The following is a 25,027-nucleotide window of genomic DNA, read 5'->3' as shown; positions in this document are numbered from 1 at the left end:
GGAGCCCGACAACGTGAACAGGTACGTGCTGCTGCTGCGGGGGATCAACCTCGGCCGCACCCACCGGGTCGGGATGGCGGACCTACGCGAGCTGCTCGTCGCCGCGGGGCACCGGGAGGTGCGCACGCTGCTGCAGAGCGGGAACGTCGTGCTCGAGGCGGCCGCGCCGGCCGAGGAGCTGAGCGGGTCGGTGGAGCAGGCACTGGAACGCCGGTTCGGCTTCCCGGTCCCGGTCGTCGTCCGCACCGCCGAGGAGTTCCTCGACGTCGTCACCCGTGACCCCCTCGGCGCCGTGGTGACCGACCCGACTCGCTACGTCGTCGCCTTCGCCGCCGCCGAGCTGCCGGTCGAGCTGGGGGAGTGGCTGCGCACGGTCGACCCGGGGGACGACGCCTTCGCGGTGCACGGCCGCGAGCTGTTCCTGTGGTGCCCGCACGGCCAGCTGGCCAGCCCGCTCGCCGCAGCCCTGGCTCGTCGGGGTGGCGGGCCGGTGAGCACGACCCGCAACTGGCGGACCGTGCTGAGGCTGGCCGACCTGCTCCGGGGCTGACCGTCAGCCGGCGGCGATCGCCTCGGTGAGCAGGTCGCCGGTGAGCTCGACCTGCCACTCCCGCGCACCGCCGGCGCGCAGCACCTCGGCCACGGCCGCCGCGTCGGCCGGCCCGGGCGGCGCCCACATCAGCCGCCGGACCAGGTCGGGGGCGAGCAGGTTCTCCACCGGTACCGACCACTGCTCCGAGACCTGGGCCAGCGCGGCCCGGGCGGCCTTGAGCCGGGCGGCGGCGGCGGGGTCGCGGTCGCCCCAGCGGTTCACCGGCGGCGGCCCGTCACCGGGGCGGCTGTGCGGCGGCAGCTGGTCCTCCGGCAGCTCGCGGCCCCGGTTCAGCGCGCCGAACCAGGTGTTCACCAGCTTCCGGTTCGCCCGGCCCCGGAACACCGGGAGCTCCAGCAGCGCGCCCTCGGTCTTCGGGTCGGCCTGCACTGCGGAGACGATGGCGGCGTCGGGCAGCACCCGGCCGGGTGCGATGTCGCGCCGCCGGGCGAGGTCGTCCCGGGCCTGCCACAGTGCCCGCAGCATGCCCAGCTGGCGGCGGTTGCGCAGGCCGTGCATCCCGGAGGTCTTCCGCCACGGGTCGACCTTGGGCGCCGGGGGACCGGCGGCCAGGATCGCCGCGAACTCCTGCCGGGCCCACTCGGTCTTGCCCTGCTCCTCCAGGATCTCCGCCAGGGCGTCCCGGAGCTCCACCAGCACCTCGACGTCCAGCGCGGCGTAGACGAGCCAGTCCTCGGGCAGCGGGCGGGTGCTCCAGTCGGCCGCCGAGTGCCCCTTCTGCAGCGAGAGGCCCAGCAACGACTCGACGACGGCGCCCAGCCCCACTCGGGGCAGCCCGGCCAGCCGGGCGGCGAGCTCGGTGTCGAACAGCCGGGCCGGCACCAGACCGAGCTCGGCCAGGCAGGGCAGGTCCTGGTTGGCCGCGTGCAGCACCCACTCGGCGTCACCGATCGCGGTCTGCACGGCCGTGAGGTCCGGCAGCGGCACGGGGTCGATCAGGCCGGTGCCGGCGCCGGCCCGCCGGATCTGCACCAGGTAGGCGCTCTGGCCGTAGCGGTAGCCGGAGGCGCGTTCGGCGTCCACGGCGACCGGGCCGCTGCCGGCGGCCAGTGCGTCGGCGTAGGCGACCAGTGCGGTGGAGGTCTCGACGACCGGGGGCAGCCCGTCGCGCGGGGCGAGCAGCGGGGTCGCGGGCGGGCCCTCGTCGACGGAGGGCTCCACCCCGGGGTCGGTGGGCACCTCGGTGCCCGGGTCGGTGGTCACTCGATGACCCCCGAGCGCAGGCCCAGCGCCACCATGTGCGCCCGGTCGCCGGTGCCCAGCTTGCGCGCGATGCGCGCCAGGTGGCTCTTCACGGTCAGTGCGGACAGGTCCACCTTCTCGCCGATCTCCTTGTTCGTGTGCCCGTCGGCGACGAGCCGCAGGATGTCCCGTTCCCGGGCGGACAACTCCCCGACAGCTTCCTCCACCCCGCTCCGGGTGAGCCCCCGGGCCAGGCTGGTGGCGATCCCGGGGTCGGCGAAGACCTCCCCGGACAGCGACGCACGCAGCCCTCCGGTCACCGTGGCCAGCGGGCTGGTCTTGAGCAGGTAGCCCTGCACCCCGGCCAGGAAGGCCGCCCGGACGACGGCCGGGTCGGTGACCGAGGTCAGTACGACGGTCACCGGCCAGCCCTCGGTGCGGAGGGTGGGGAGCAGTTCCAGTCCGCGCCCGTGGTCCCCGCCACGGCCGGCGGCCTCCGGCTCGACCTCGGGCAGGTCGATCTCCAGCACGCACAGTGCCCGCGGGCCGGAGACGTGCGCGCGGACCCGCGCCTCCTCCAGGGAGGCGGCCTCCTCGACGTCCCGGGCGCCCAGCGTGCGCAGCCGGCCGGCCAGGGCCTCCCGGACGAGCGGGAAGGGGTCGACGACCAGGGCGCTGGCGTGCGGGCCGAAGAGGACGCCGTCGGACCACGGCTGGTCCTGGGGCATCGACCCTCCCGTCGTCGGACCGGGCCGACGACCAGGTGATCAACGGGTGATCACCTGGCGAACGGCCCGGCGTGTCCGCGCACTCGGCCGACGTCCGATTACGCCGAGTGGAGTACGGACGCCGAGTCTAGGCGTCGTCGGGGCCGGTCTGCTCGGTAGCGGCGAGCAGCCGGATCCCCGGTGGGGGCAGGCCGGCGGCCGTGCCCAGCACCTCGAGGAAGGCGGTGAGGTGCCGGTCGAGGTCGGTGCCCTCCGCCGTCCAGGAGGCGCGGATCTCGACGTCGACCGAGTGCTCCGGGGCGGCGATCGAACCGAAGCGGGTGGAGGCGGTGCGGGTGACCGTGCCGCCGACGGAGTGGTGGGCGGCCCCGGACTCGGCCAGCGCGTCGGTCAGCCAGCTCCAGGCGACCTCGGAGAACATGCTGTCGTCGACCATGTCGGAGTCGGTGCTGGCCGAGACGTAGCCGACGCAGCGGGTGGTGCCCTGCCAGGCGTCGTGCCCCTCCGGGTCGTACAGCAGGATGAACCGGCCGCTGGCCAGCTCCTCCTCCTCGTCCTCGGGGTGGGCGACCCGCACGCCGATCGCGGAGGACCACGGGGCGAGTCGTTGCGGCGCCGGGATCTGCTCGACGACGACCTCCGGCCGGGGGCGCACCGTGGCCAGTGCTTCCAGGGCGGCCTGGAACGAGGCCGGCCGCTCCGGCGGCGGGGCGCCGTCGTCGAGGCGTTTGCGCTGCTGGGCCACGTGCGCAGGGTAGGTCGCCCACGACCGGAGTGACCGCCCCGACGCGCCGCCCCGCCCAGCCGACGCACAGCCGTGACCTCCGCTGGGCCCGGCCCGGTGGAGGGGCCGGTGGAGGGGCGGAGCCGGCCACGGTGACGTCTGGGAGGATCGGCGTCCGTGGGAACAGCTGCAGGACCGGCCGCCGACTCCGATCTCGTCCGAGCGACCCGGGGCCTGCCGGTCTCGCGCACGCCGGTCTGGTTCATGCGCCAGGCCGGCCGGTCGCTGCCCGAGTACCGCGCGCTGCGCGAGGGCACCGCGATGCTGCAGGCCTGCCAGGACCCGGACCTGGTCACCGAGATCACGATGCAGCCGGTCCGTCGGCACGGCGTCGACGCGGCCATCCTCTTCTCCGACATCGTCCTGCCCCTGGTGGTGGCCGGGGTCGACATCGAGATCAAGCCGGGCGTCGGGCCCGTGATCGCCTCGCCGTTGCGGACCGTCGCCGACGTCGACGCGCTCCCCGCCCTGGAGCCCGACCGGCTGGAGTTCCTGGCCACCGCCGTCCAGCGGCTGGTCGCCGAGCTGGGCGCCACGCCGCTGATCGGCTTCGCCGGGGCGCCGTTCACTCTCGCGACCTACCTGATCGAGGGTGGCCCCTCCAAGGAGCACGCCCGCACGAAGGCGTTCATGTACGCCGAGCCGGCGGCCTGGCAGCGGCTGCTGGAACGGCTCGCGGTCAGCGCCGCGACGTTCCTGCGCGTGCAGGTCGACGCCGGCGCCAGCGCGGTGCAGCTCTTCGACTCGTGGGCGGGGGTCCTGTCCGCGGCCGACTACGCCGGCCGGGTGCTGCCGCACTCGCGTGCCGTCTTCGACGGGCTGGCCCGCCCGGAGGTGCCCAAGGTGCACTTCGGCGTGGGCACGGGGGAGCTGCTGCCGCTGATCGGCGACGCCGGTGCCGACGTCGTGGGCGTCGACTGGCGGGTCCCGCTGGACGAGGCCGCCCGCCGCGTCGGCCCCGGGTACTCCCTGCAGGGCAATCTCGACCCCGCCGTCCTGCTGGCCGACCGGGAGACCGTCGACCGCGAGGTGCGCCGCATCGTCGAGCAGGGGCGGGCCGCCCGTGGGCACGTGTTCAACCTCGGCCACGGCGTGCTGCCCGACACCGACCCCGGCGTGCTCACCCACGTCGTGGAGCTGGTGCACGAGCTGACCGCGAGATGAGCACCCGCCGGCTGGTCGTCGTCGGCGCCGGGATCACCGGGCTCACCGCGGCGTTCGAGTGGCACCGCGCCCACCCCGACGGGGAGGTCGTCGTGCTGGAGGCCGGCGACCGCATCGGCGGCAAGCTGGACCGGGTCGAGCTCGCCGGTCGCTGGTACGACACCGGCCCCGAGGCGGTGCTCGCCCGCGTGCCCGAGGCCGTCGAGCTGATCGAGCAGCTCGGCCTGGCCGACCAGGTGGTGCCGGCGCAGACGACCCAGGCCGCCATCGTGCTGCCCGAGGGCCGCTTCCCGCTCCCGGCCGGCACGCTCCAGGGCGTGCCGACGACCGCCGACGGCCTGGACGGTGTGCTGACCCCGGCCGGGGTCGCCCGGGTGCGGGCCGAGGCGGAACTGCCCCCGCTGCAGCTGGACGGCGACGTCTCCGTCGGCGGCCTGCTGCGGGAGCGGCTCGGCGACGAGGTCGTCGACCGGCTCGTCGAGCCGCTGCTCGGCGGCGTCTACGCCGGCCGCCCCGACGACCTCTCCCTCGCCGCCACCATGCCCGCGCTCGCCGCCGAGCTGCCGGCTGCCACCTCCCTGCTGGGGGCCGCCGTCGCCGCCCGGGACGCCGGAGCCCGCAGCCGCGGCGACGTCGACGGCCCGGTGTTCGTCACGGTCCGCGAGGGCATCGGCTCGATGCCCGACGCCCTGGTGCGTGCCTCGGGCGCCGAGGTGCGGCTGCAGACCCGGGTCACGGCGCTGCGCCGCACCCCCGCCGGGTTCGAGCTGGACGTCGACGGCGGCGGGACGCTGACCGCCGACGCCGTCGTGCTGGCCACCCCGGCCGGCCCGGCCGCCCGGCTGCTCGCCGACGTCGCCCCCGATGCCGTACAGCCGCTGCAGGGGATCCCGTACGCGTCGATGGCCGTGGTCGCCATGGCCTTCGCCGACCAGCCGGTCGCGGCCGGCTCGGGGCTGCTCGTGCCGCCGGTGACCGGCCGGCTGGTGAAGGGCGTCACGGTCTCCTCGTCGAAGTGGCCGCACCTGTCCGGCCCCGAAGGTGCACCGGTGCTGCGGGTCCGGTCGTCGGTGGGCCGCTTCGGCGACGACGCCGCCCTGCAGTGGGACGACGCCGAGCTCACCGCCGCCGTGGTCGCCGACGTCGCCGAGCTGCTCGACCTCGAGCGGCCCGAGCCGGTGCAGACCGAGCTGGTCCGCTGGGTCGACGGGCTCCCGCAGTACCTGGTCGGGCACCCGCAGCGGGTCGCCGCGATCCGGTCCGCGGTCGACGCCGTCCCTGGGCTCGCCGTGGCCGGGGCGGCCTACGGCGGGGTCGGGGTGCCGGCCTGCATCCGCGACGCTCGCCGGGCGGTCCAGGCACTGGGCTGACGCACCGCCCTGGCTGGACGCACCGGAGGCCGGCACCCCGATCGGGGTGCCGGCCTCCGGTGGGAGTGCAGCGGGCTCAGTTCTGCGCTGCCTCGGCCTGCCACATCCAGTGGTGCTTCTCCAGCGCGCCGGTGATCTCGATGATCAGGTCCTGGGTGACCTCGTCGACCTCGGTGGCCTCGATGCGGTCACGCATCCGGGCCACGATCACGCCGAACACCTCGACGAAGTAGCGGATCGCGTCGTCGGCGTGCACCCACTCCACCGCCGGCTGCGGGATGCCGCTGGCCTGCACGGTGCCGGCGCGGCCGTCGGGCAGCACGCCGATCGCGGCGGCCCGCTCGGCGGCGGTGTCCTGGTACTCGCGGGCAGTGGCGACGACGTCGTCCAGCTGCAGGTGGATGCTGCGGAAGTTGCGGCCCACCAGCGTCCAGTGCACCTGCTTGCCGATCAGGCTCAGGTCGATCAGGTCGACGACGGCACCCTGCAGCGCCTCGCCGGTGACCTTCTGGACGTCCTCGGACAACGGGCTCTCGATCATGGCCATGCTGTTCCTCCTACGGTCGGGAAGGTGTACGTCCGGTACAAGATCCAGACGGAGACTCGTGTTCCCGGTCCCCGGGAGGACATGCACGCCCGTGTCGTGCCTCACGCTGCAGGTGGACCAACGTCCCGCACCGACCCGCGGACCGGCGGTCCACAATGAGGACATGAGCGAGCACACCGAAGAGCGCAGCATCGGCAAGCGGGCGAACGACCTCAACGCCCTCATCCGCTACACGATGTGGTCGGTGTTCAAGCTGGCCCGCCCCCTCGACGACGACCAGCGCAACGCCGCCGCCGACGAGGTCACCGCGCTCTTCGAGGAGCTGGCCGGCAAGGACGTCGTCGTCCGCGGCGTCTACGACGTCGCCGGCCTGCGCGCCGACGCCGACCTGATGATCTGGTGGCACGCCGAGAGCCCGGAGGCGCTGCAGGAGGCCTACGGCCGGTTCCGCCGGACGACGCTGGGCCGCCGCCTCGAGCCGGTCTGGTCGCAGATGGCGCTGCACCGCCCCGCCGAGTTCAACCGGAGCCACGTGCCGGCGTTCCTCGCCGATGAGGAGCCGCGCCGCTACGTCTGCGTCTACCCGTTCGTGCGCTCCTACGAGTGGTACCTGCTCCCCGAGGAGGAGCGCCGGGACATGCTCAAGGAGCACGGCATGCAGGCCCGGCCCTACCCCGACGTACGGGCCAACACCGTCTCCTCGTTCGGGCTCGGCGACTACGAGTGGATGCTCGCCTTCGAGGCCGACGAACTGCACCGCATCGTCGACCTGATGCGCGACCTGCGCGCCAGCCGTGCCCGCCGGCACGTGCGCGAGGAGGTGCCGTTCTACACCGGCACCCGCAAGGAGATCGCAGAGCTGGTGGCGGACCTGCCGTGATGATGGTCGTCCTCCGGACGACACCGCGGCCAGGAGGCGTGCCCGGCTGGCGTTGAGCCGTTTCCTGCGTCTCTGTCGGGGACCCTCCGGGCCCCGCGACAGGGACGCAGAGCCGCTGGCCGCGGTTCCCGGCGGGACCCTCCGGGCCCGCGCCGGGTCCCGCGGGGTCGCTGGCGCGACACAGCGGCGGGGCCGTACTGGTTCCCGGTCACGCAGAGAGGCCCGTACCCCGGCTGGGGTACGGGCCTCTCTGTCGTGCTCGGTGTCAGTCCTTGCTGGGGTCCAGCTTGATGCTGACGGAGTTGATGCAGTAGCGGTCGCCGGTGGGGGTCTGGGGGGCGTCGGCGAAGACGTGGCCGAGGTGGCTGTGGCAGCTGCCGCAGAGGACCTCGGTGCGTCGCATGCCGAGGGTGCTGTCGTCCCGGAGGACGACGTTGTCCTGCTCGGACGGCTCGTAGAACGACGGCCAGCCGCAGTGCGAGTCGAACTTGGTCTCGGAGCGGAAGAGCTCGGCACCGCAGGCCCGGCAGGAGTAGGTGCCGACCGCCTTGGTGTCGACGTACTCACCGGTCCACGGCCGCTCGGTACCCGCCTGGCGGAGCACGGCGTACTCCTCCGGCGACAGCTGGGCGCGCCACTCCTCGTCGCTCTTGACGACCTGGGGCTGGTGGGCGGAAGTGGTCATGACCCCACGGTACGGCGGCTCCGCCACCCGTGCCGGGGCCCGTGCCGCCCTGGTCAGCGGCGCCCTGGTCAGGCACCGGAGGTGCTGCGGTCAGCCGCGCGGCCACCAGCGGGCGAGCCGGGTGAGCTGGTCCTCGACCACCGGACGGAGCTGGATGCTCGTGCTCGCCGTGGCACCCGAGGTGCCACGCAGGAGCACCTCGTGCGCGCCGGCCTGCAGCGCCATCGGCGCCCGCACGGGGATGGCGACGGTGCCGTCCGGGCCGACCACCGCAGTGCCGAGCTGGCCCCGGAGGCGCGCGGGCAGCTCGGCGGTGACCTTCTCCTCCGGCGAGAACCCCGTCCCGAGAACGGTCACCTCCTCCTCCCGCAGTGGCCACGGGTCGCTGACCGTCGCGGCGGGTCCGGCGTCGGCGGCGACCGCCGAGCCCGGGTCGGCGACCGTGGCGAGCGGGTCGGCCGCGAGGTTGCCGGGACCGCTCAGCCCGTCGGTCGCCGTCGAGGAGATGACCACGGGCAGCGGGTCGGCGCCCGAGGTGGACGCGGCGCCGGCCGGCCCGACGGGTGACGCCACGAGGGCCAGACCGAGGAGGGAGCCGAGGACCGGGCCGAGGACGACGGCGCGGGGCGTGCTGCGTCGGGACACGGGTCTCCTCGAGCGGGCGGCGCGAGCTCGCGTGCGGGGCGGTGGACACCTCGATCCTGTCATCGCCCAGCGCAAGGGTCGATCAACATCCGGTAACGAAGTTCGCCCGGCTAAGCAGCGGTCGGGTGACCGGTGATGTGCGGCTGCGCTTCCCTGGTCCGGTGCTCGTACCGTGGGCGCGGCGCCGCGTCCGGTGGCGCCGCCGTCCGCCGAGAGGACCCATGAGCACCCCGCAGCCCCTGGCCGACACCTGGTTCACCCGCGATCTCCCCGTGCTGCGGGCGATCGTCCGGCTGATCGACGAACCGCCGCACGGCAGTGCCCCCTACCTCGGCGCGGTCGTGCCGGCCAGCGGCCTGCCCAAGCCGCAGGTCGTCTCGGCGGCCAACGCGCTGGTCACCGCCGGCTACGCCGAGGCGCTCACCAACCACGCCGGCGAGATCGTCCGGTTCACCGCCGTCTCGGGGGAGGCCCGCCGGCTCACCGGTCTGTGGCCCACGCCGCAGAGCGAGTGGGACCGCCTGCTGGAGCAGGCCGGCGCCCGGGCTGCCAGCGCGATGACCGACGTGGAGCGGGAGCGCTGGCGGGCCTTCGCCGACGCCGCGGCTGCGATCGGGCCCGACGACGGGGCGTTGCTGATGTCCGCCCTGATCGGCGGGTACGTGCCCCGGGCGCGCTGACCACCGGGGCCGGACGCGACAGTGCCCCCGTCCGGTTTCCCGGGCGGGGGCACTGTCGGTGGTTCGAGAGGGCTGCGTTCAGCTCCTCGGTCTGGAGATCAGACCGGGTTGACGTTCGCCGCCTGCGGGCCCTTCTGGCCCTGCTCGATGTCGAACGAGATGCGCTGGCCCTCATCGAGCGAGCGGTACCCGCTGGTCTGGATGGCCGAGTAGTGGACGAAGACGTCCGGGCCGCCGCCGTCCGGGGTGGCGAAGCCAAACCCCTTCTCTGCGTTGAACCACTTCACTGTTCCTTCGGGCATTGCTCGCTCCTAGCTGAGGTCGTGCGTCGGGGTCCTGCCAATGCGCAGGGCCTTCCCGACGAGTACGACCCTAGCGGGTTCCGGCGATCTGTGGGAGGTCAGGGGCAAGAAGATCCCCGGCGAGCCGTTCCGGGCCGTGGCGCGGAGGGTCAGAGCAAGCGTCCGGAGGCGTCCCGGGCGGCGTCCTCGGACCAGGCCTGGCGCGCGTAGGCGTTCGGTGCGCAGGCATCTGACGTGCAGTTCTCCTGAGCCGGTCCGGTCCTGGTCCTCCCTGTCGGACGGGGTGGGGCAGCGGGCAGCGCGAGCGGCCCGGGCCGCCAGGCCTGCACGGTCAGCGGCTCGGGGGCCGCCCACTCCTCGAGCGCCAGCCGGGCCCGTTCCAGCGCGACCGTCCGCCGGTGGCGGCGCCAGCGGTCTCCGGCGAGGTCGATCCCCACCAGCACGGCGACGAGCACGGCAACGGCCAGGAAGGCGTTGGTCAGCGCGGTGGCGACGTCCAGGGGCGTCAGCTCGGGCCAGCTGACCTGCTCCAGCTGGTACCCGACGACCTCGATGACGACGTACAGCACGCCGTACACCAAGAGCGCGACCCGCATGACCCTGCTCCTCCGCCTGTCTGACCGTGGGACCGAACGCCTTCCTCAACGACAGGAAGCGCCCCGCGCGACAGCGCTGTCCGGCTCGGTCACCCCTGTGGGTGAGGGAGCCGTCGTCAGCTGCGCCGGTAGAGCTCGGTGAGCAGGGTGACGGCGGCCGGTGACGCCGGGTGCGGGTCGTCCCGCCACCAGGCCAGCCGGACGGCGACCGGCTCGGCGTCCCGGATCGGCCGGTAGGTGACCCCGGGACGTTGGTACTGGGCGGCGGTCGCCTCCGCGGTGACCCCGACGCAGCGGCCGGTGGCGATCACGGTGAGCCAGTCGTCGACGTCCTGCGTGTGCGCGATCGCCGGGCGCGCCCCCTCGGGCCACAGCTCCGGCGTCGTCGTGCCGGTCCGGCGGTCGACCAGCAGGGTCCGTTCGGCGATCTCGGCCATCCGCAGCGAACGGCGGCGGGCCCAGGGGTCGTCGGTGGCGACCGCGCACACCCGCCGCTCCACCCCGACCAGCGCGCTGTCGAAGCGCTGCGGGTCCGGCGGGACCCGGAGGACGGCCACGTCGCAGGCCCCGTCGGCCAGGCCGGCGGTGGGGGAGTTGGTGCGCACCAGGCGCAGTTCGGTGCCCGGCTGCTGGACCGCCCAGCGGCGCTGGAAGTCCAGGGTGTGCCGGCCCATCGCCGACCAGGCGTGCCCGATCCGCAGCCGGGTCGCGGTACCGCCGGCCTCCTCGACCAGCTGGCCGACCTCGGCGAGGACCCGCCGGGCCCGGTCGAGCACCCGCTGTCCCGCCGTGGTGAGCCTGACCTCGCGTGCGGAGCGCCGCAGCAGCCGGGTGCCGAGCTCGCCCTCGAGGGCGGCGAGGCCGCGGGACACGGCGGCCTGCGAGACGCCGAGCTCGATGGCGGCGTCGGTGAAGGAGCCGGTCTCCACGATCGCGACCAGGCACCGCAGGTGCCGCAGCTCGACGGTCATGCGTCCAGCGTATTCATCCGACCTTGATTGCATTTTGCGCATGCACCCGTGCGGGTCAGGGTCGACCGGTGACCGTCGCCCAGCCGATCGACCAGACCGCACCCGACCAGGCCGCAGCCGACCAGGCCGCAGCCGACCAGCGGGCAGGACGTCTGCCCGGCGTCACCCCAGGGGCGGGCGCCGGTGTGGCGCTGATGCTGGGCAGCGCGCTGGCCAACCAGGTCGGCGCGGCGGTCGGAGCACTGGCGTTCCCGGTGATCGGCGCGGTCGGCGTCGTCGCTGTGCGGCAGTGGGTGGCCGGGATCGTGCTGGTGGGCGTCGTCCGGCCGCGGCCGTGGCGGCTCACCGCGGCCCAGTGGCGGCCGGTCCTGCTGCTGGCGGTGGTGTTCGCGACGATGAACCTGTCGCTGTACGCGGCGATCGAGCGGGTCGGCCTGGGCCTGGCGGTGACGCTGGAGTTCCTCGGTCCGCTCGGCGTGGCGCTGGCTGCCTCCCGGCGGCGGCGCGACCTGGTCTGCGCGCTGGTGGCCCTCGCGGGCGTGGTCGTGCTCAGCCGGCCGCAGCCGACGACCGACCACACCGGGATCGCCCTGGGGCTGCTGGCTGCCGCCTGCTGGGCCGGCTACATCCTGGTCAACCGGCAGCTCGGTGCCCGGGTGCCCGGTGGCACCGGCCCGGCCACCGCGGCGGGGCTGTCGGCGCTGCTGTTCCTCCCCGTCGGGATCGCAGTGCTGGTCGCGCATCCGCCGTCGCTGGTGGTCGCGGGGTACGCGGTCACCGCGGGGGTGCTGGCCTCCGCCGTCCCGCTGTTCGTCGACCTGCTGGCGTTGCGCCGGGTGCCCGCCGGCGCCTACGGGGTCTTCATGAGCATCCACCCGGTGATCGCCACCGTCGTCGGCCTGGTCGTGCTGGGGCAGGGGCAGTCCTGGGACGCCTGGCTGGCCATCGCCGCGATCGTCGGCGCCAACGTCGCCGGCCGGCTGCCCGCCCGTCGCCCCGCCGGCTGAGCCCCACCGGCGTCGGTGCGCCCGTCAGTGCGACGGCGGCCGGTCGTCGTCCTCGCGGCCGACCTCATGGCTGTCCTCGCTGCCGGCTCGGGCCTGCTGCTCCGCCCGGCGCTGCGCCCGCAGGGCATCCTGCTCGCGCCGGCGGCGGATCTCCCGACGGGCCAGGTAGGCGGCCAGCAGGACGGGCCAGACGAACTGGGCCTTGTCGGCGACCCACCGGACCCAGGCCGGGGCCTGCCAGTCCGGCAGGTCCACGTCGGGCAGGTCCACGTCGGGCCAGGGGATCGACGGCAGGTCGACGTCCGGCCACGGGATCGACGGCAGGTCCCAGTCGGGCCAGGGGAGTGCGACGGTCAGTCGGACGGCGAGCAGCCCGAGCAGGAGGGGGAGGACCACCTTGGCCACGCCTCCGGCCGTGGCGACCAGGGCGTACCGGCGGGGGTGCTGACGGATCCGCTCCTCCCGGAGCGCGGCCGGGGACCCCGTCTCCGGTTCCAGGTCGATCCCGCCGGTGCCGAGCGCCGCGCGCACGGTGGCGCCGTCTGCGGGCGGGTACCAGGTGGCCCGCTTCGGCTTCCCGAGGCCGGTGTACTGCACCGTGACCGAGCCGACGTCCGGCTCCACCTCGGCCGACTGGTCGTCCGGGCTGACGTCGTCCTCGCCCTTGAGCCGGTCACCCGGTTTGAGCCGCACGGTGTCCTCGCTGGACTTCTTGGCGGCCACCACCTGCCCGTCGACGCGCCACCGCACCGTCCGCGAGACGGAACCGGTCGTCTCCACCCGGTGCCGGCGCCCCTCCACCACCAGGTCCCAGGCCTGCGTCGGATGATCAGCCACGGTGCGACGCTAGCGCGGCGAGCCCTCGGCTCACTCCTCCGCGGCGGGGACCTTCTTCGCGCGGCTGGGCTGCACCCGCATCGGCTCGCCGGGCATCTTGGGGTAGTCCGGCGGATAGGGCATCTCACCCAGCCCGAGGTCGCGCTCCTGCTGGTCGGCCAGCTCAACCAGCGGCGTGATGTCGAAGGCGTGGTCGGCGAGGCCGGCGTGCTTGTCACCGACGGCGGCGAACCGGGCCGGCATGGTGAGCACGTCGAAGTCGAAGGGCGAGACGTCGGGCAGCTCGTCCCAGTCGACCGGGGCGCTCACCGGCGCGTGCGCCTTGGCCCGGATCGAGTAGGCGCTGGCGATCGTGCGGTCCCGGGCCATCTGGTTGTAGTCGATGAAGATCTTCTCGCCGCGCTCCTCCTTCCACCAGTTCATCGTGACCCGGTCGGGGATGCGCCGTTCCAGCTCGCGGCCGAAGGCGATCACCGCCCGGCGCACCTCGGGGAAGGTCCAGCGCGGCTGGATCGGCACGTAGACGTGCACGCCCCGGCCGCCGGACGTCTTCGGCCACCCCTCCATGCCGAACTCGTGCAACAGCTCGCGCACGTGCGGGGCCACCCAGACGGCGTCGGAGAAGTCGGTGCCCGGCTGCGGGTCGAGGTCGATCCGGATCTGGTCGGGGGACTCGACGTCGCCCTTGGACACCGGCCAGGGGTGGAACGTCAGCGTCCCGAGGTTGGCGCACCACGCGACGACGGCGACCGAGTCCGGGGCGATCTCGTCGGCCGTCCGCCCGCTGGGGAAGGTGATGTGCGCCGTCGGCACCCACTCGGGGGCGTTCTTCGGCACCCGCTTCTGGTAGAACGCGTCGCCGGTGTTGTCGACCCGGGTGGAGAGCCGGGCGCCCTCGAACACCCCGCCCGGCCAGCGCTCCAGCGTCGTCGGCCGGTCGCGCAGCGCGAACAGGACGCCCTCACCGACGGCGACGAAGTACTCGACGACGTCGATCTTGCGGATGCCCTTGTCCCCGAAGTACGGCTTCTCCGGGTTGCTCACCCGCACCTCGTGGCCGTCGAGCTCCAGGACGACGGCGTCCTTGCTGCTGGCCATGGGGCTCCGTTCGGGTCAGGCAGGACCGGGTGGGAGGCCGATCTTGCCGGAGCCGGTCACGCGGGGCAGGTCAGCCCGTCCTGCGGGACGGCCAGGTCGATCAGGTAGGCGTTCACGGCCGCCGTCACGCACTCGGTCTCCGGGTAGGCAGTGTGCCGGTTGCCCTGCCAGGTGAGCAGCACCCCGTTCTCCAGGTCCTCCGCGAGGTCGACCGCGCCGGCCAGCGGGGTCACCGGGTCGCCCTGCGTGCCGATGACCAGGATGGGCGCGCTGCCCGCGGCGTCCCGCTCCGGCAGGGGCGTGCGCGGGGCTTCCCAGGCCGAGCAGGTGTAGAGACCCAGGGCGGCGTCGGCGCCGAAGAGCGGGTACCGGGCGTTCCAGTCCGCCACCACGGTCTGGACGTCGGTAGCCGCGTACTCCTCGTCGGTGTCAGCGCAGCTCACCGCCAGGTTGGCGTCGACCACGTTGCTGTAGGTGCCGTCGTCGTTGCGGCCGGTGTAGGTGTCGGCCAGGGTCAGGATGCCGGCGGCGTCACCGTTGCGGGCGGCGGCCAGCGACTGGGCCAGCTGCGGCCAGGCCGAGGGCTGGTAGAGCGCCGAGCGGACGCCACCCAGGATCAGGCCGGGCGTCGCCTGCCGGGTCTCGTCCTCCCGGCTGCTGGGGACCGGGGCCGCTGCGGCCTGGGTGAGCAGGTCGTTGAGGAACGCGCGCGGGTCGGGGCCGAGCGGGCAGCCGCTGATCAGCGACAGGCAGTTGGCGGCGAAGGCGTCGTACGCGGCCTCGAAGCCCTGCGCCTGCGCCTCGGCCGCCTCCTGGGCGGTGGCGTCGGGGTCGACCGCGCCGTCGAGCACCATCGCGCGCACCTGCTCGGGGAACAGCTCGGCGTAGGTGGAGCCCAGCGTGGTGCCGTACGAGTAACCCAGGTAGTTGAGCTGGTCGTCACCGAGGGACTGCCGGACCAGGTCCATGTCACGGGCCGCGTCGACCGTGCCGAAGGCGCCCAGCGCCTCCTGGTACTCCTCGGCGCAGCCGGCGGCGACCTCCTCGACCTGGCTGAACAGGGCGTCCTGCGAGGCGGCGTCGGTGGCCCGCGGGTCGGCCGCGAAGACCTCGTCCTTCTGGTCGTCGGAGATGCACTCGACGGGGGTGGACAGGCCCGTCCCGCGCGGGTCGAGGCCGACGACGTCGAACCGGTTGACGACCGCGTCGGGCAGGGTCAGGGCCGCTTGGATGGCCGCGTCGGCCGCGGACTGCCCGGGACCACCGGGGTTGACCATCAGCGAGCCGATCGGGTCGGTCTGCCCGGCGAGACTGGCCCGCACCAGGAACAGCTGCAGGGTGCCGCCCTCGGGGTCGTCGTAGCTGACCGGCACCGTCGTCGTCCCGCAGGAGAAGACGAGGTCGCGCTCCGAACCGGGTCGCCCGGCGATGATCGGGTCGATCTCGCTGTCGCAGTCGGTCCAGTCGATCGGCTCCGGCTCCGGCTCTGCCGGCGTCTCCGGGGCAGCGCTGGCCGCGGCCGTCTCGCCCTCGTCGGAGGAGGTGCACCCGGCGAGGGTCAGGGCGAGGGAGAGGAACGCTCCTCCGGTGGCGGCCAGGCGGCGGTGCGCGGTCATGATCGGCAAGGGTAGGAGGCGAACCTGGGAGTGACAGCCAGGTACGGCGTGAGGAACCGCTCAGCGCGCCGCGGACCCCGCCGCCCCGCTGCTCACCTCACCGGTGCTCAGCCCGCCGGTGCTCAGCCGCCCAGGACCTCGGCGAGGTCGTAGCGGACCGGGATCTCCAGCTGCTCGTAGGTGCACGACCGGGCGTCCCGGTCGGTCCGCCAGCGCAGGAAGTGGCCGGTGTGCCGCAGCCGGCTGCCCTCCAGCTGGTCGTACTTGATCTCCACCACCAGCTCCGGTCGTAGCGGCACCCAGGAGAGGTCCTTGCCGGCGTTCCAGCGGCTGGTCGCCCCCGGCATCCGGTGTTCGCCGTCCTCACCCGTCTGGGCGTTGGCCCAGTCCTGCCACGGGTGTCCGTCCAGCGCCTCGGCCCGGTAGGGGGCGAGCTCGTCGACGAGCTCGGCCCGGCGCTTCATGGTGAAGGACGCCGCGACGCCGATGTGCTGCAGCGTGCCGGCGTCGTCGTAGAGGCCGAGCAGCAGCGAGCCGACCACCGGCCCGCTCTTGTGCCAGCGGAAGCCGGCCACGACGCAGTCCGCCGTCCGGACGTGCTTCACCTTGGTCATCACCCGCTGGTCGGGGGAGTAGGGCTGGTCGCCCCGCTTGGCGATGACGCCGTCCAGGCCCGCGCCCTCGAACTCGGCGAACCAGCGTTGCCCCACCTCGGCGTCCGAGGTGACCGTGGTGACGTACACCGGCGCCTGCGCGCCGGCCAGCGCCTCGCGCAGCCGGGCCTGCCGCTCGGCATACGGGAACTCCATGAGCGAGTCGTCCCCCAGGGCGAGCAGGTCGAAGGCGACGAAGGACGCCGGGGTCTCCTCGGCCAGCCGGGTCACCCGCGAGGCGGCCGGGTGGATCCGCTGCAGCAGGGACTCGAAGTCCAGCCGGTCCCCCCGCGGGACGATGATCTCCCCGTCGACCACGCAGCGCTCGGGCAGCTGGGCCTTCACCGCCTCGACGACGTCGGGGAAGTAGCGGGTCAGCGGGCGCTCGTTGCGGCTGCCCAGCTCGACCTCGTCGCCGTCCCGGAAGACGATGCACCGGAACCCGTCCCACTTCGGCTCGTAGAACCAGCCGTCGCCGGTGGGCAGCTTGGCCACCGGCTTGGCGAGCATCGGCTTGACCGGGGGGTTCACGGGCAGGTCCATGCCGGCCAGTCAAGCAGTCGGGACGACGCCGAGGCAGCCGGTCCGCGCTGTCGGCCAGGGCCCGCGGGGGGCGGGCCCGAGATGGCGCGAGGGCTGGCCAGGCAGGGCGCGTCAGCCGGCTGGGCGCGTGAGCCGGCAGGGCGCGTGAGCCGGCGGCAGGCATCGACGGCATGACCGGGCTGCGCAGGTCCGCTGCGCAGCCCGGCCTCGTCCACTGATCAGAAGGGCGGTGGGTCGTCGGCCGGTGGTGGTGCTCCCGGTGGTGGTCCGGCCTGTCGGGTCGGGGTGTCCGGTGGTCGGGAGTCGGGTGGTCGCTGGCCGGGTGGGCGGGTGGTGCGGGTGACGCCGGAGGGGGTGGTGACGTGCAGGGTGCCGTTCCGGTCGAGGCGGTACTGCCAGCCGGGGGCGAAGGTCTTGAGTCGGTGGTGGGAGCGGCACAGGCAGCAGAGGTTGGTGCAGTCGGTGGGGCCGCCGCAGGCGTGGGCGGTGACGTGGTCGAGGTCGGTCCAGCCGACGCGTTGGCCGCAGTTGGGGAACCGGCAGCGCCGGTCGCGGGTGACCACGAACGACCGCTGGCGTGCGGTGGGGGTGTAGGCGGTGGTGGCCGGCGGCGGGCCGAGCACCGGGCAGCCGCACGGCTGGCTGCTGCTGCCGCTGCCGCTGCCGCTGCCACTGCGGTCGCTGCCACGGTCGGGATGGTGCGGGCAGCCGCGGCGGGCCAGGCGGGCCAGTTCGGCGGGGGTGATCGTGGCCAGCAGTTCCCCGTCGGGGCCGGTGAGCGCGTAGGTCAGGGCACCGCCGTCGGGGGTGGTGAGCCCGAGGGCGCCGACCCGGGCGAGCAGTTCACGCAGGTGGGCGGCGGTGATCGGCAGCCCGTTCACCTCACCCGGGGCACTGCTCGCACCGGTCAACGCGTGCAGGTCGGCGGTGATGGTGACGTTGGCGGCCACGGCGGGCAGCCCGGAGTCAGCGGGGCGGCGGATCAACGCGGACAGGACGTGCGCGCGGAGTGCCCCGATCGGGCGGTGGTCGCCGTCGGCCTTGAGCATCCTGGCGAGCTGGTCGACCAGGTCGTGGCACTCCACGGCCTCATCGGTGGGCAGGTCCGCGGCCAGGGTGGAGCGCCCGTCGGTGGGGGAGGGGTACACGCGCACGTCGGCGTTCTTGGCGGCGGCTTCCCGGCGTTCGTCGGCTGCGGCGTCGTCGAGGCGGAGCAGTTCCTCGGTGGCCCGCTTCTCCAGTCGGGCCACCGACAGCTCGGTCGCTTCATCCAGTAGGGCGGTCTCGACCTGCCCGGCGACCTCGGCCGGGGTGTGCTCGAGGACGTCGGCGAGCACCTGGGCCCGGCGTTCGTCCAGCTGCCCGGCGGCCAGGGCGGCGAAGGTGAGCGGCAGCTTCTCCGACCAGGTCAGTGCCCGCCGCAACCGCACCGCCGCCGTCCCACGCCCCAGGTTCAGCACCGCGGACAGCTCCGCCACGAAGAACTCACTGATCTCCGCACCATCGACCTCGGCGGCCCAGCCGGTCCGCCGGGCACCCGGGCTGCCCGGCGGCGGGTCGAAGGTGGCCGGCCGCCGGCCGGCCAGCTGCAGGATCAGCTCGGCCTCCTCCGCGGCGTCCATCGCCCGCTGGCGCTGCACCGACCGCAACCGCGCAGCCAGCTGCTCATCGGAGCAGGCCGCGTCCCGCGCGCCGTGCGCGCCCCCGGTGAAGAAGACGTCGACCGCCACACCCCAGAAACCCGGTGGCAGCGCCGTCGTCGTCATGCACTCGAACATACGTACGGGGTCTGACAGTTCCGGCGCCGGTCGACATGGTGATCGGCCGCCGGCGGCGGGCACCCGCAGGGCTCTCAAGCAAGGCGGAGCGCGGCGTCCAGCTCGCGGAGCAGTTCCCCGACGCGGCCCCCACCAGGAGGGGCCGCGGGGTAGCGGCTGAGCACCTCCACGACGACGGGCGTCGCGCGGTGGCGCGCTCGCTCGAGCTGGTGGGCACCCACCTCGTGGTCGTCGCCGGCGATGAGCTCGGCCACCCTCGCCGCGTGTGCCGCGGCCCCGAGGACGTGCTTGACCTGGTGGGCGTCGGCCAGCGGGTGCAGGTACGCGGCTGACGCTGCGTGCATCGCTGCCCGTGCCGCGTCGCCGGCGGCTCCGGTACCGGCGTCGCGGGCAGCTCGGTGGGCGGCCCAGCCGGTGTCCCGCAGGCGCTTCCCGCGCTCGCCGCCACGGGCGAACGTCCAGGCGGCGTCGATGGCTTCGCGCGGCCTGCGGTCTGCCGGCCGAGCGCGCTCGAAGACCTCGAGCACCTCCTGCGCGCTCTCCGCGGCGTACCTGGTCACCGCACGGATTTCCGGCATGCTGAGCGCCGTCCCGGTCTCCGCCACGGCGTCATCCTGGCCCACTCACCGACCGGAGCCACCCGGCCTCCGGAGGCCGGTGTCTCAGCGCAGGGAGTAGCGGGTGAAGAGGACGTCGTCCTCGGTGAGCGCCTGCACGAGCTCGGCCCGGAGCGGCGTCGGGAGCGCGGACGGCAACAGGCCGGGACCGCCGCCGACCAGCAGCGGGGCGATCGACAGGTCCAGCTCGTCGACCACTCCCGCGGCCAGGGCGGCGGCGAACAGCGCCGGACCGCCCTCGCACAGCACCTGTTCCAGGCCCCGTCCGGCCAGGGCGTCCAGTGCGGTCGGCAGGTCCACGGCGTCGTCGCCGCAGACCAGCACCTCGACGCCGGCCGACGCGAGCGCCGCCCGCCGGTCGACATCGGCCGCGGCGCAGGTGACCAGGAGGGTCGGCGTCACCGCATCGGTGACCAGTTGGTCGTCGGGGGCCAGCGAGGCCCGCCGGGACACGATCACGACCGGAACCATCGACGGGCGGCCGAGCTGGGCGCGCAGCCGGCCGACGGGGGAGTCGGGGAGCACCGGCCGGTAGCCCTCGGCCGCCGCCGTCCCGGCGCCCACCAGCACCGCGTCGGAGAGCGCCCGCAGCGTGCGGAACACCCGCCGGTCGCCGTCCGAGCCCAGCCCGCCGCTGCGACCGTCGACGCTGACGGCGCCGTCCAGCGAGGCGACGAAGTCGACCCTCAGGTGCCGACCGGCCGGCACCCGGTAGGCGTCGGCCAGCTCGGCTGGGTCCCGGGGGAGCCGGTCCACGCTCAGTGGGTGGCGAGGACGACGGCGCTCTCCGCCGGCACCGTCACCTGCGCCCCGTCCAGCTCGGGCAGCTCCCCGCTGGCGAACAGCACCTGGGTGGCCGGGGTGTCCAGGTCGATCTCCCGCGGCTGGTCGGACAGGTTGGCGACCACCCGCAGCGAGCCGCGGTGCACGACCAGCCACCGGTCGGCGTCGTCCCAGTGCACCTGTACCGCGGACAGGTCGGGGTCGACCAGCTCCGGGTGCCGGCGGCGCAGCGCGAGCAGCGCCTTGTGCACCGCGAGCACGTGCGTGTGCGGCTCCTGGTCCAGCTCCGACCAGTCCAGCTTCGAGCGGGTGAAGGTCTCCGGGTCCTGTGGGTCGGGGACCACGGCGGCGTCCCAGCCGTGCTCAGCGAACTCGCCGATCCGGCCCTCGGCCGTGGCCCGCCCCAGCTCGGGCTCCGGGTGGCTGGTGAAGAACTGCCACGGGGTGGAGGCACCCCACTCCTCGCCCATGAAGAGCATCGGGGTGAACGGGCTGGTCAGCACCAGGGTGGCGCCGACGCCGAGCAGGCTGGGGGAGAGCGAGGCGGAGATCCGGTCACCGACCGCCCGGTTGCCGATCTGGTCGTGGTCCTGCAGGTAGGCCAGGAACTTCCAGCCCGGCAGGGCCGCGGTGTCGACCGGGCGGCCGTGGTGCCGCCTGCGGAAGCTGGACCAGTCCCCGGCGTGGAAGAAGGCGCCGGTGAGCACCTTCGCCAGCCCGCCGAGCCCGGCCGCCTCGAAGTCGGCGTAGTAGCCCTGCCCCTCGCCGGTCAGCTGGGTGTGCAGCGAGTGGTGGAAGTCGTCGCTCCACTGCGCGTCCAGGCCGGTGCCCCCGGCCACCCGGGGCGTGACCATCCGCGGGTCGTTGAGGTCGCTCTCCGCGATCAGCGTCAGCGGGCGGCCCTCGGCGACCGAGAGCTTGGCGACCTCGCCGGCCATCTCCTCGAGCACGTGCGTGGCCCGCTCGTCGACCAGCGCGTGCACCGCGTCCAGCCGCAGGCCGTCGGCGTGCATGTCGCGCAGCCACATCAGGGCGTTGTCCAAGACGTAGCGCCGCACCTCGTCGGAGTCCGGGCCGGAGAGGTTGATCGAGTTGCCCCAGGTGTTCGCGCCCTCGGCGAAGACCGGGAAGAACTCCGGGAGGTAGTTGCCCGACGGGCCCAGGTGGTTGTAGACGACGTCCTGGATGACGCCCAGCCCTCGCTGGTGGCAGGCGTCGACGAAGCGCTGGTAGCCCGCGGGGCCGCCGTAGGTCTCCTGAACCGCGTACCAGGCGACGCCGTCGTAGCCCCAGTTGTGCGTGCCGTTGAAGCCGTTCACCGGCAGCAGCTCGACGAAGTCGATGCCCAGGTCGACCAGGTGGTCCAGGTTCCGGACCGCCGCGTCGAAGGTGCCCTCGCGGGTGAAGGTGCCGATGTGCAGCTCGTAGACCACCCCACCGGCGAGCGGGCGCCCGGTCCAGGCAGTGTCACCCCAGCGGTACCCCGACGGGTCGAAGCGGCGGGAGAGCCCGTGCACGCCGTCGGGCTGCCGCCGGGAGCGCGGGTCGGGGCGCGGCGTCGGGTTGTCGTCGAGCAGGTACCCGTAGTCGGCCTCCGGGGAGGCGTCGACCGTGGCGCGCCACCAGCCGGCGTCGTCCCGCTGCATGTCGTGCACCCCGCCGTCCACCTGCAGGCGGACCCGCTCGGGCAGCGGCGCCCAGACGGCGAAGTCGACGGGCTCGGACATGCGGGGGCCTCCAGGGCGGTGCGGGGGACGGGCAGGTCGATCATGCCCGGGCGCCCGGCGGTCAACCGTCGCCGGCGCCCACGTCTCGCGCCAGACGGGCTCAGCCTGCGGCACGACCTGGTCAGGACGGCGTTTCGGTCGCCGGGATGACCCCGATGAGGGCACGGCGCCGCTAGGTTCTGCGGCGATCCCGTTCCGAGAGACGAAGAGAGCCGACATGACGGTGGTCCGGACCTGGGTCCTGCCCGTGCTCAGGATCATGATCTGGGCGGTGATCGCGGTGGCCCTGGTCGTCCTCGCCTTCCGCGGCAGCGGCGACACCGGGCCGGCCGGCGCCACCAGTGCCCCCGGCGTGGACCTGGGGTCACCCTCGATCCCCGTCGCCCGCGGCACCGTGACCAACACCGTCTCCGTGCAGGGCGCCATCGCCGCCGACCCTGCGGTGCCGGTCAAGGCCACCGCCGCCGGGACGGTGAGCCGGCTGCACGTCGGCGCCGGGGCGCCGGTGGCGGCCGGCGACAAGCTGCTCGACGTCCGGTACGAGGAGGAGCGCGACCCGGTCGTCGGGACGGACGCCGAGGGCAACCCGACCTCGACGCCGCGCGACCCGCTGGTCAAGGTGGTGACCGTCACCGCCCCGGCGGCCGGCCGGCTGGCCACCCTCGACGTCCTCAAGGACCAGGTCGTCGCCGTCGGGGACGCGGTCGGCACCATCTCCCCGGGCACCCTCTCGGTGACCGCGTCGCTGTCGCAGGCCGACCAGTTCCGCCTGCTGAGCCCGCCGAGCACGGCCGAGGTCACCGTCACCGGCGGTCCGGCGCCGTTCACCTGCACCGGGCTCACCCTCGGCGCCCCGCCGGGCGAGGGCGACCAGGCCGACGCCGGCGTCGACCCGATGACCGGCATGCCGATCGCCGCGACCACGACCGCCCGGTGCGCCGTCCCGGCCGGGGTGACCGTCTTCGCCGGGATGGCGGCGACCGTCGCCATCCAGGCCGGTGAGGTCGCCGACGCGCTGGTGCTGCCGGTGACCGCGGTGCAGGGCTCGGTGCAGAACGGCATGGTGTGGGTGCCCGGTGCCGACGGCGCCCCCGAGGAGCGGCCGGTCACCCTGGGGCTCACCGACGGTCAGCAGGTGGAGATCACCGGCGGCCTGACCGAGGGCGAGTCGGTGCTGGAGTTCGTGCCGGTGCCCGACGACGCGGCCGCCGACCCCCACGGCATGGGCGGGCCGTACGGGTGAGACTGCTGGAGCTCTCCGGGATCGGCCGGGACGTGCGGCTCCCCGACGGGAGCCTGCTGCCGGTGCTGGCCGGCGTCGACCTGAGCGTCGCGGCCGGCGAGCACGTGTCGATCGTGGGCCGGTCCGGATCGGGGAAGTCCACCCTGCTCAACGTGCTGGGGCTGCTGGACAGCCCGACCGCAGGCAGCTACCTGCTCGACGGGCAGCCGACCGACTCCCTCGGCGGACGGCGGCGGTCCCGGCTGCGGGGGGAGACCTTCGGCTTCGTCTTCCAGCAGTTCAACCTGCTGCCGCGGCGCACCGCGGAGGAGAACGTCGCCGCCCCGCTGCTCTACGCCCGCGGCCGGGACTTCCTCACCCGCAACCGCGCGGCCCGGGCCATGCTCGACCGGGTGGGGCTGAGCGCCCGCGCGCTCTCGGTGCCGGAGAAGCTCTCCGGCGGTGAGCAGCAGCGGGTGGCGATCGCCCGGGCACTGGTCCGTGGGCCGCGGGTGGTGCTCGCCGACGAGCCGACCGGCGCGCTGGACGTCGAGACCGGTGCCGCCGTGATGGCGCTGCTGGCCGAGGTGACCGCCGAGAACGGCGCCGCCCTGGTGACGATCACCCACGACCTCTCGGTGGCCGCGCTGGCCGGGCGCCGATTCCGGCTGGACGCCGGCCGGCTCACCCCGGTGGCGACGGGGGACGCCCTCGCCGCGGCGACCAGCGACCGGACCGACGCATGACCGGGCTGCTGGGCACCCTCAGCGAGGCGTGGGGAGAGGTCCGGGTGCACAAGGCGCGGGTCCTGCTGTCCCTGGTCGGGGTCTTCCTGGCCGTGCTGGCGATGACCACGGTGACCGCGCTGGGCCAGATCGCCGCCCAGGTGCAGCAGGAGCAGGCCGAGGCCAGCGGCGGCCGGACGGCGACCATCGGGGTCTCGGCGTACGACCCGATGACCGGGAACGTGCCCCGGCAGGAGTGGGACGCCGGGGTCGAGGCGCTGGTCGCCCGGTACGGCCTCCCAGAGCAGGCGGTCGCCACCCTCGCCCAGGAGAACGCGCTGTACCGGTTCCCCGGGGGCACCCAGTCCGTCGAGACCCGGCGCGTCTCGCCGTCCTACGGGCCGCTGCACCGCATCCAGCCGGTCGAGGGCCGCTGGTTCCGCGCCGGTGACCGGCAGAGCATGTCGCCCGCGCTGGTCGTCAACCGGGACTTCCTGACGCTGCTCGGCGTGACCGACCTCAGCACCCGCCCGACCGTGGTGATCGGCGGCTCCCAGCCGGTGCTGGCCACGATCGTCGGGGTGCTCGCCTGGAACGAGGGCTGGCCGAGCGCCTACCGGATCGACTCCTCGGCCGGCGACGCCGCGACCGCAGCTGGGGGCCCGGGGTTCGGGGCGTCGCCCACGTTGGAGCTCTGGGTGCCCTCCGACCAGGCGGACGCGGTGGTGGCGGCGGTGCAGACCGACCTGGCGCGGCTGCTGCCCGGGGCGGAAGTGCAGGCCTACCGGCAAGACCCGGAGAACCTGGAGGACACCATCGCCAAGCTCCGGCTCGCGGTGCGCGCCGCCGGGCTGGTGGTGCTGGCCCTCGGTGGGCTCGGCGTGCTGAACATCGGACTGGTCACCGTGCGCCAGCGGATCCGTGAGATCGGCGTCCGGCGGAGCTTCGGGGCGACCTCGGCCCGGGTCTTCGCAGCGGTCGTGCTGGAGAGCGTCGTGGCCACCGCGCTGGCGGGGCTGGCCGCCGTGGCCCTGTCGGTGGCGATCGTCCGGAACCTGCCGCTGGAGCGGTGGCTGGCCGGCGGCGTCCCACTGGTCGACGCTCCCGGGTTCCCCGTCTCCGCGGCGGTCGAGGGGCTGGTCGCGGCGACGGCGGTCGGCGCGCTGGCCGGTCTGGTGCCCGCGCTGATCGCGGTCCGGGTGAAGGTGATCGACGCGATCCGGTTCTGACGGTCCGGTCCCCGCCACCAGATCCTGGTGGCGGGGACCGACCGG

Annotated in this window: 25 protein-coding genes and 1 pseudogene; 9 read left to right on the top strand and 17 right to left on the bottom strand. The window is 74.4% G+C overall.

Going from position 1 to position 25,027, the window contains the following annotated elements; genetic code table 11:
* Positions 1 to 13: 13 nt before the first annotated feature.
* Positions 14 to 550, top strand: a complete 537-nt coding sequence (locus tag O2V63_RS11040) for a DUF1697 domain-containing protein (protein ID WP_269167573.1) — start codon at positions 14 to 16, stop codon at positions 548 to 550.
* Positions 551 to 553: 3 nt separating this feature from the next.
* Here the strand turns inward: O2V63_RS11040 and O2V63_RS11035 are convergent, their stop codons facing one another.
* From O2V63_RS11035 to O2V63_RS11025, 3 genes are all read right to left on the bottom strand, one after another.
* Entirely contained in the window at positions 554 to 1,816 is a 1,263-nt protein-coding gene (locus O2V63_RS11035) for a ribonuclease D (protein ID WP_269167572.1), read from the bottom strand.
* On the bottom strand, positions 1,813 to 2,523 hold the full coding sequence (locus O2V63_RS11030; protein WP_269167571.1) for a LuxR C-terminal-related transcriptional regulator: 711 nt from the start codon (positions 2,521 to 2,523) through the stop codon (positions 1,813 to 1,815). The genes O2V63_RS11035 and O2V63_RS11030 overlap by 4 nt, the downstream gene beginning before the upstream one ends.
* 127 nt (positions 2,524 to 2,650) lie before the next feature.
* Positions 2,651 to 3,268, bottom strand: a complete 618-nt coding sequence (locus tag O2V63_RS11025) for a DUF3000 domain-containing protein (RefSeq protein WP_269167570.1) — start codon at positions 3,266 to 3,268, stop codon at positions 2,651 to 2,653.
* Between the two features lie 156 nt (positions 3,269 to 3,424).
* Between O2V63_RS11025 and hemE the strand changes: the two genes are divergently transcribed.
* Positions 3,425 to 4,471: a uroporphyrinogen decarboxylase gene (hemE, locus tag O2V63_RS11020; protein ID WP_269167569.1), complete on the top strand. Its 1,047-nt coding sequence runs from the start codon at positions 3,425 to 3,427 to the stop codon at positions 4,469 to 4,471.
* Positions 4,468 to 5,841 carry a protoporphyrinogen oxidase gene (gene hemG / locus O2V63_RS11015; protein ID WP_269167568.1) on the top strand — a complete coding sequence of 458 codons (1,374 nt, stop codon included), beginning with the start codon at positions 4,468 to 4,470 and terminating at the stop codon, positions 5,839 to 5,841. The genes hemE and hemG overlap by 4 nt, the downstream gene beginning before the upstream one ends.
* A gap of 76 nt (positions 5,842 to 5,917) precedes the next feature.
* Here the strand turns inward: hemG and O2V63_RS11010 are convergent, their stop codons facing one another.
* Positions 5,918 to 6,388 (bottom strand): Dps family protein, encoded by a 471-nt coding sequence (locus O2V63_RS11010; protein WP_269167567.1) that lies wholly within the window; start codon positions 6,386 to 6,388, stop codon positions 5,918 to 5,920.
* A 163-nt stretch (positions 6,389 to 6,551) separates the two neighbouring features.
* Here O2V63_RS11010 and hemQ point away from each other — a divergent pair, with 163 nt between their 5' ends.
* On the top strand, positions 6,552 to 7,268 hold the full coding sequence (gene hemQ, locus O2V63_RS11005; RefSeq protein ID WP_269167566.1) for a hydrogen peroxide-dependent heme synthase: 717 nt from the start codon (positions 6,552 to 6,554) through the stop codon (positions 7,266 to 7,268).
* Between the two features lie 265 nt (positions 7,269 to 7,533).
* Here hemQ and msrB read toward each other — a convergent pair whose 3' ends face one another.
* Both msrB and O2V63_RS10995 read right to left on the bottom strand, forming a co-directional pair.
* Positions 7,534 to 7,953, bottom strand: a complete 420-nt coding sequence (msrB, locus tag O2V63_RS11000; RefSeq protein WP_269167565.1) for a peptide-methionine (R)-S-oxide reductase MsrB — start codon at positions 7,951 to 7,953, stop codon at positions 7,534 to 7,536.
* Positions 7,954 to 8,043: 90 nt separating this feature from the next.
* Positions 8,044 to 8,598: a hypothetical protein gene (locus O2V63_RS10995; protein WP_269167564.1), complete on the bottom strand. Its 555-nt coding sequence runs from the start codon at positions 8,596 to 8,598 to the stop codon at positions 8,044 to 8,046.
* Between the two features lie 221 nt (positions 8,599 to 8,819).
* On the opposite strand from O2V63_RS10995, the gene O2V63_RS10990 reads away from it, so the two are divergent.
* Positions 8,820 to 9,278, top strand: coding sequence for a hypothetical protein (locus tag O2V63_RS10990; RefSeq protein ID WP_036338783.1), 459 nt, complete (start codon positions 8,820 to 8,822; stop codon positions 9,276 to 9,278).
* Between the two features lie 98 nt (positions 9,279 to 9,376).
* On the opposite strand, the gene O2V63_RS10985 is transcribed toward O2V63_RS10990, so the two are convergent.
* From O2V63_RS10985 to O2V63_RS10975, 3 genes and pseudogenes are all read right to left on the bottom strand, one after another.
* On the bottom strand, positions 9,377 to 9,580 hold the full coding sequence (locus O2V63_RS10985) for a cold-shock protein (protein WP_014741881.1): 204 nt from the start codon (positions 9,578 to 9,580) through the stop codon (positions 9,377 to 9,379).
* A gap of 149 nt (positions 9,581 to 9,729) precedes the next feature.
* A pseudogene (locus O2V63_RS10980) lies at positions 9,730 to 10,188 on the bottom strand (hypothetical protein); the annotation flags it as partial.
* A gap of 104 nt (positions 10,189 to 10,292) precedes the next feature.
* Positions 10,293 to 11,147, bottom strand: a complete 855-nt coding sequence (locus O2V63_RS10975) for a LysR family transcriptional regulator (protein WP_269167563.1) — start codon at positions 11,145 to 11,147, stop codon at positions 10,293 to 10,295.
* A 68-nt stretch (positions 11,148 to 11,215) separates the two neighbouring features.
* Here O2V63_RS10975 and O2V63_RS10970 point away from each other — a divergent pair, with 68 nt between their 5' ends.
* Positions 11,216 to 12,154 (top strand): EamA family transporter, encoded by a 939-nt coding sequence (locus O2V63_RS10970; protein ID WP_269167562.1) that lies wholly within the window; start codon positions 11,216 to 11,218, stop codon positions 12,152 to 12,154.
* Between the two features lie 24 nt (positions 12,155 to 12,178).
* On the opposite strand, the gene O2V63_RS10965 is transcribed toward O2V63_RS10970, so the two are convergent.
* The 8 genes from O2V63_RS10965 to treZ form a co-directional block, all read right to left on the bottom strand.
* Positions 12,179 to 12,991, bottom strand: coding sequence for a hypothetical protein (locus O2V63_RS10965; RefSeq protein WP_269167561.1), 813 nt, complete (start codon positions 12,989 to 12,991; stop codon positions 12,179 to 12,181).
* Positions 12,992 to 13,021: 30 nt separating this feature from the next.
* Entirely contained in the window at positions 13,022 to 14,089 is a 1,068-nt protein-coding gene (gene ligD, locus O2V63_RS10960) for a non-homologous end-joining DNA ligase (protein ID WP_269167560.1), read from the bottom strand.
* Positions 14,090 to 14,145: 56 nt separating this feature from the next.
* A complete protein-coding gene (locus tag O2V63_RS10955) occupies positions 14,146 to 15,705 on the bottom strand; it encodes an alpha/beta hydrolase (protein WP_269167559.1) in 1,560 nt (519 codons plus the stop codon).
* 122 nt (positions 15,706 to 15,827) lie between these two features.
* Complete coding sequence (locus tag O2V63_RS10950; RefSeq protein WP_269167558.1) at positions 15,828 to 16,901, bottom strand: ATP-dependent DNA ligase; 1,074 nt, start codon at positions 16,899 to 16,901, stop codon at positions 15,828 to 15,830.
* A 218-nt stretch (positions 16,902 to 17,119) separates the two neighbouring features.
* The gene (locus tag O2V63_RS10945) at positions 17,120 to 18,667 is read right to left on the bottom strand and encodes an HNH endonuclease signature motif containing protein (RefSeq protein ID WP_269167557.1); all 1,548 of its coding nucleotides are present in this window, start codon (positions 18,665 to 18,667) and stop codon (positions 17,120 to 17,122) included.
* Between the two features lie 86 nt (positions 18,668 to 18,753).
* Entirely contained in the window at positions 18,754 to 19,284 is a 531-nt protein-coding gene (locus tag O2V63_RS10940; protein WP_269167556.1) for a putative immunity protein, read from the bottom strand.
* A gap of 57 nt (positions 19,285 to 19,341) precedes the next feature.
* On the bottom strand, positions 19,342 to 20,052 hold the full coding sequence (locus O2V63_RS10935; protein WP_269167555.1) for a dihydrofolate reductase family protein: 711 nt from the start codon (positions 20,050 to 20,052) through the stop codon (positions 19,342 to 19,344).
* Positions 20,053 to 20,054: 2 nt separating this feature from the next.
* Complete coding sequence (treZ, locus tag O2V63_RS10930) at positions 20,055 to 21,806, bottom strand: malto-oligosyltrehalose trehalohydrolase (RefSeq protein ID WP_269167554.1); 1,752 nt, start codon at positions 21,804 to 21,806, stop codon at positions 20,055 to 20,057.
* Positions 21,807 to 22,023: 217 nt separating this feature from the next.
* Between treZ and O2V63_RS10925 the strand changes: the two genes are divergently transcribed.
* From O2V63_RS10925 to O2V63_RS10915, 3 genes are read left to right on the top strand one after another with little or no spacing between them, the layout of a single operon-like run.
* Positions 22,024 to 23,049, top strand: a complete 1,026-nt coding sequence (locus O2V63_RS10925; RefSeq protein ID WP_269167553.1) for an efflux RND transporter periplasmic adaptor subunit — start codon at positions 22,024 to 22,026, stop codon at positions 23,047 to 23,049.
* Positions 23,046 to 23,774, top strand: a complete 729-nt coding sequence (locus O2V63_RS10920; RefSeq protein WP_269167552.1) for an ABC transporter ATP-binding protein — start codon at positions 23,046 to 23,048, stop codon at positions 23,772 to 23,774. Before O2V63_RS10925 ends, O2V63_RS10920 begins: the two co-directional genes overlap by 4 nt.
* The gene (locus O2V63_RS10915; RefSeq protein WP_269167551.1) at positions 23,771 to 24,982 is read left to right on the top strand and encodes an ABC transporter permease; all 1,212 of its coding nucleotides are present in this window, start codon (positions 23,771 to 23,773) and stop codon (positions 24,980 to 24,982) included. Before O2V63_RS10920 ends, O2V63_RS10915 begins: the two co-directional genes overlap by 4 nt.
* The last annotated feature ends 45 nt before the right edge of the window (positions 24,983 to 25,027 follow it).

Source organism: Modestobacter sp. VKM Ac-2977 (assembly GCF_026968045.1).
Taxonomy (GTDB): Bacteria; Actinomycetota; Actinomycetes; order Mycobacteriales; family Geodermatophilaceae; genus Modestobacter.
Note: the sequence above shows the minus strand (reverse complement) of the source record. Positions and strands in the feature narration are given on the sequence as shown.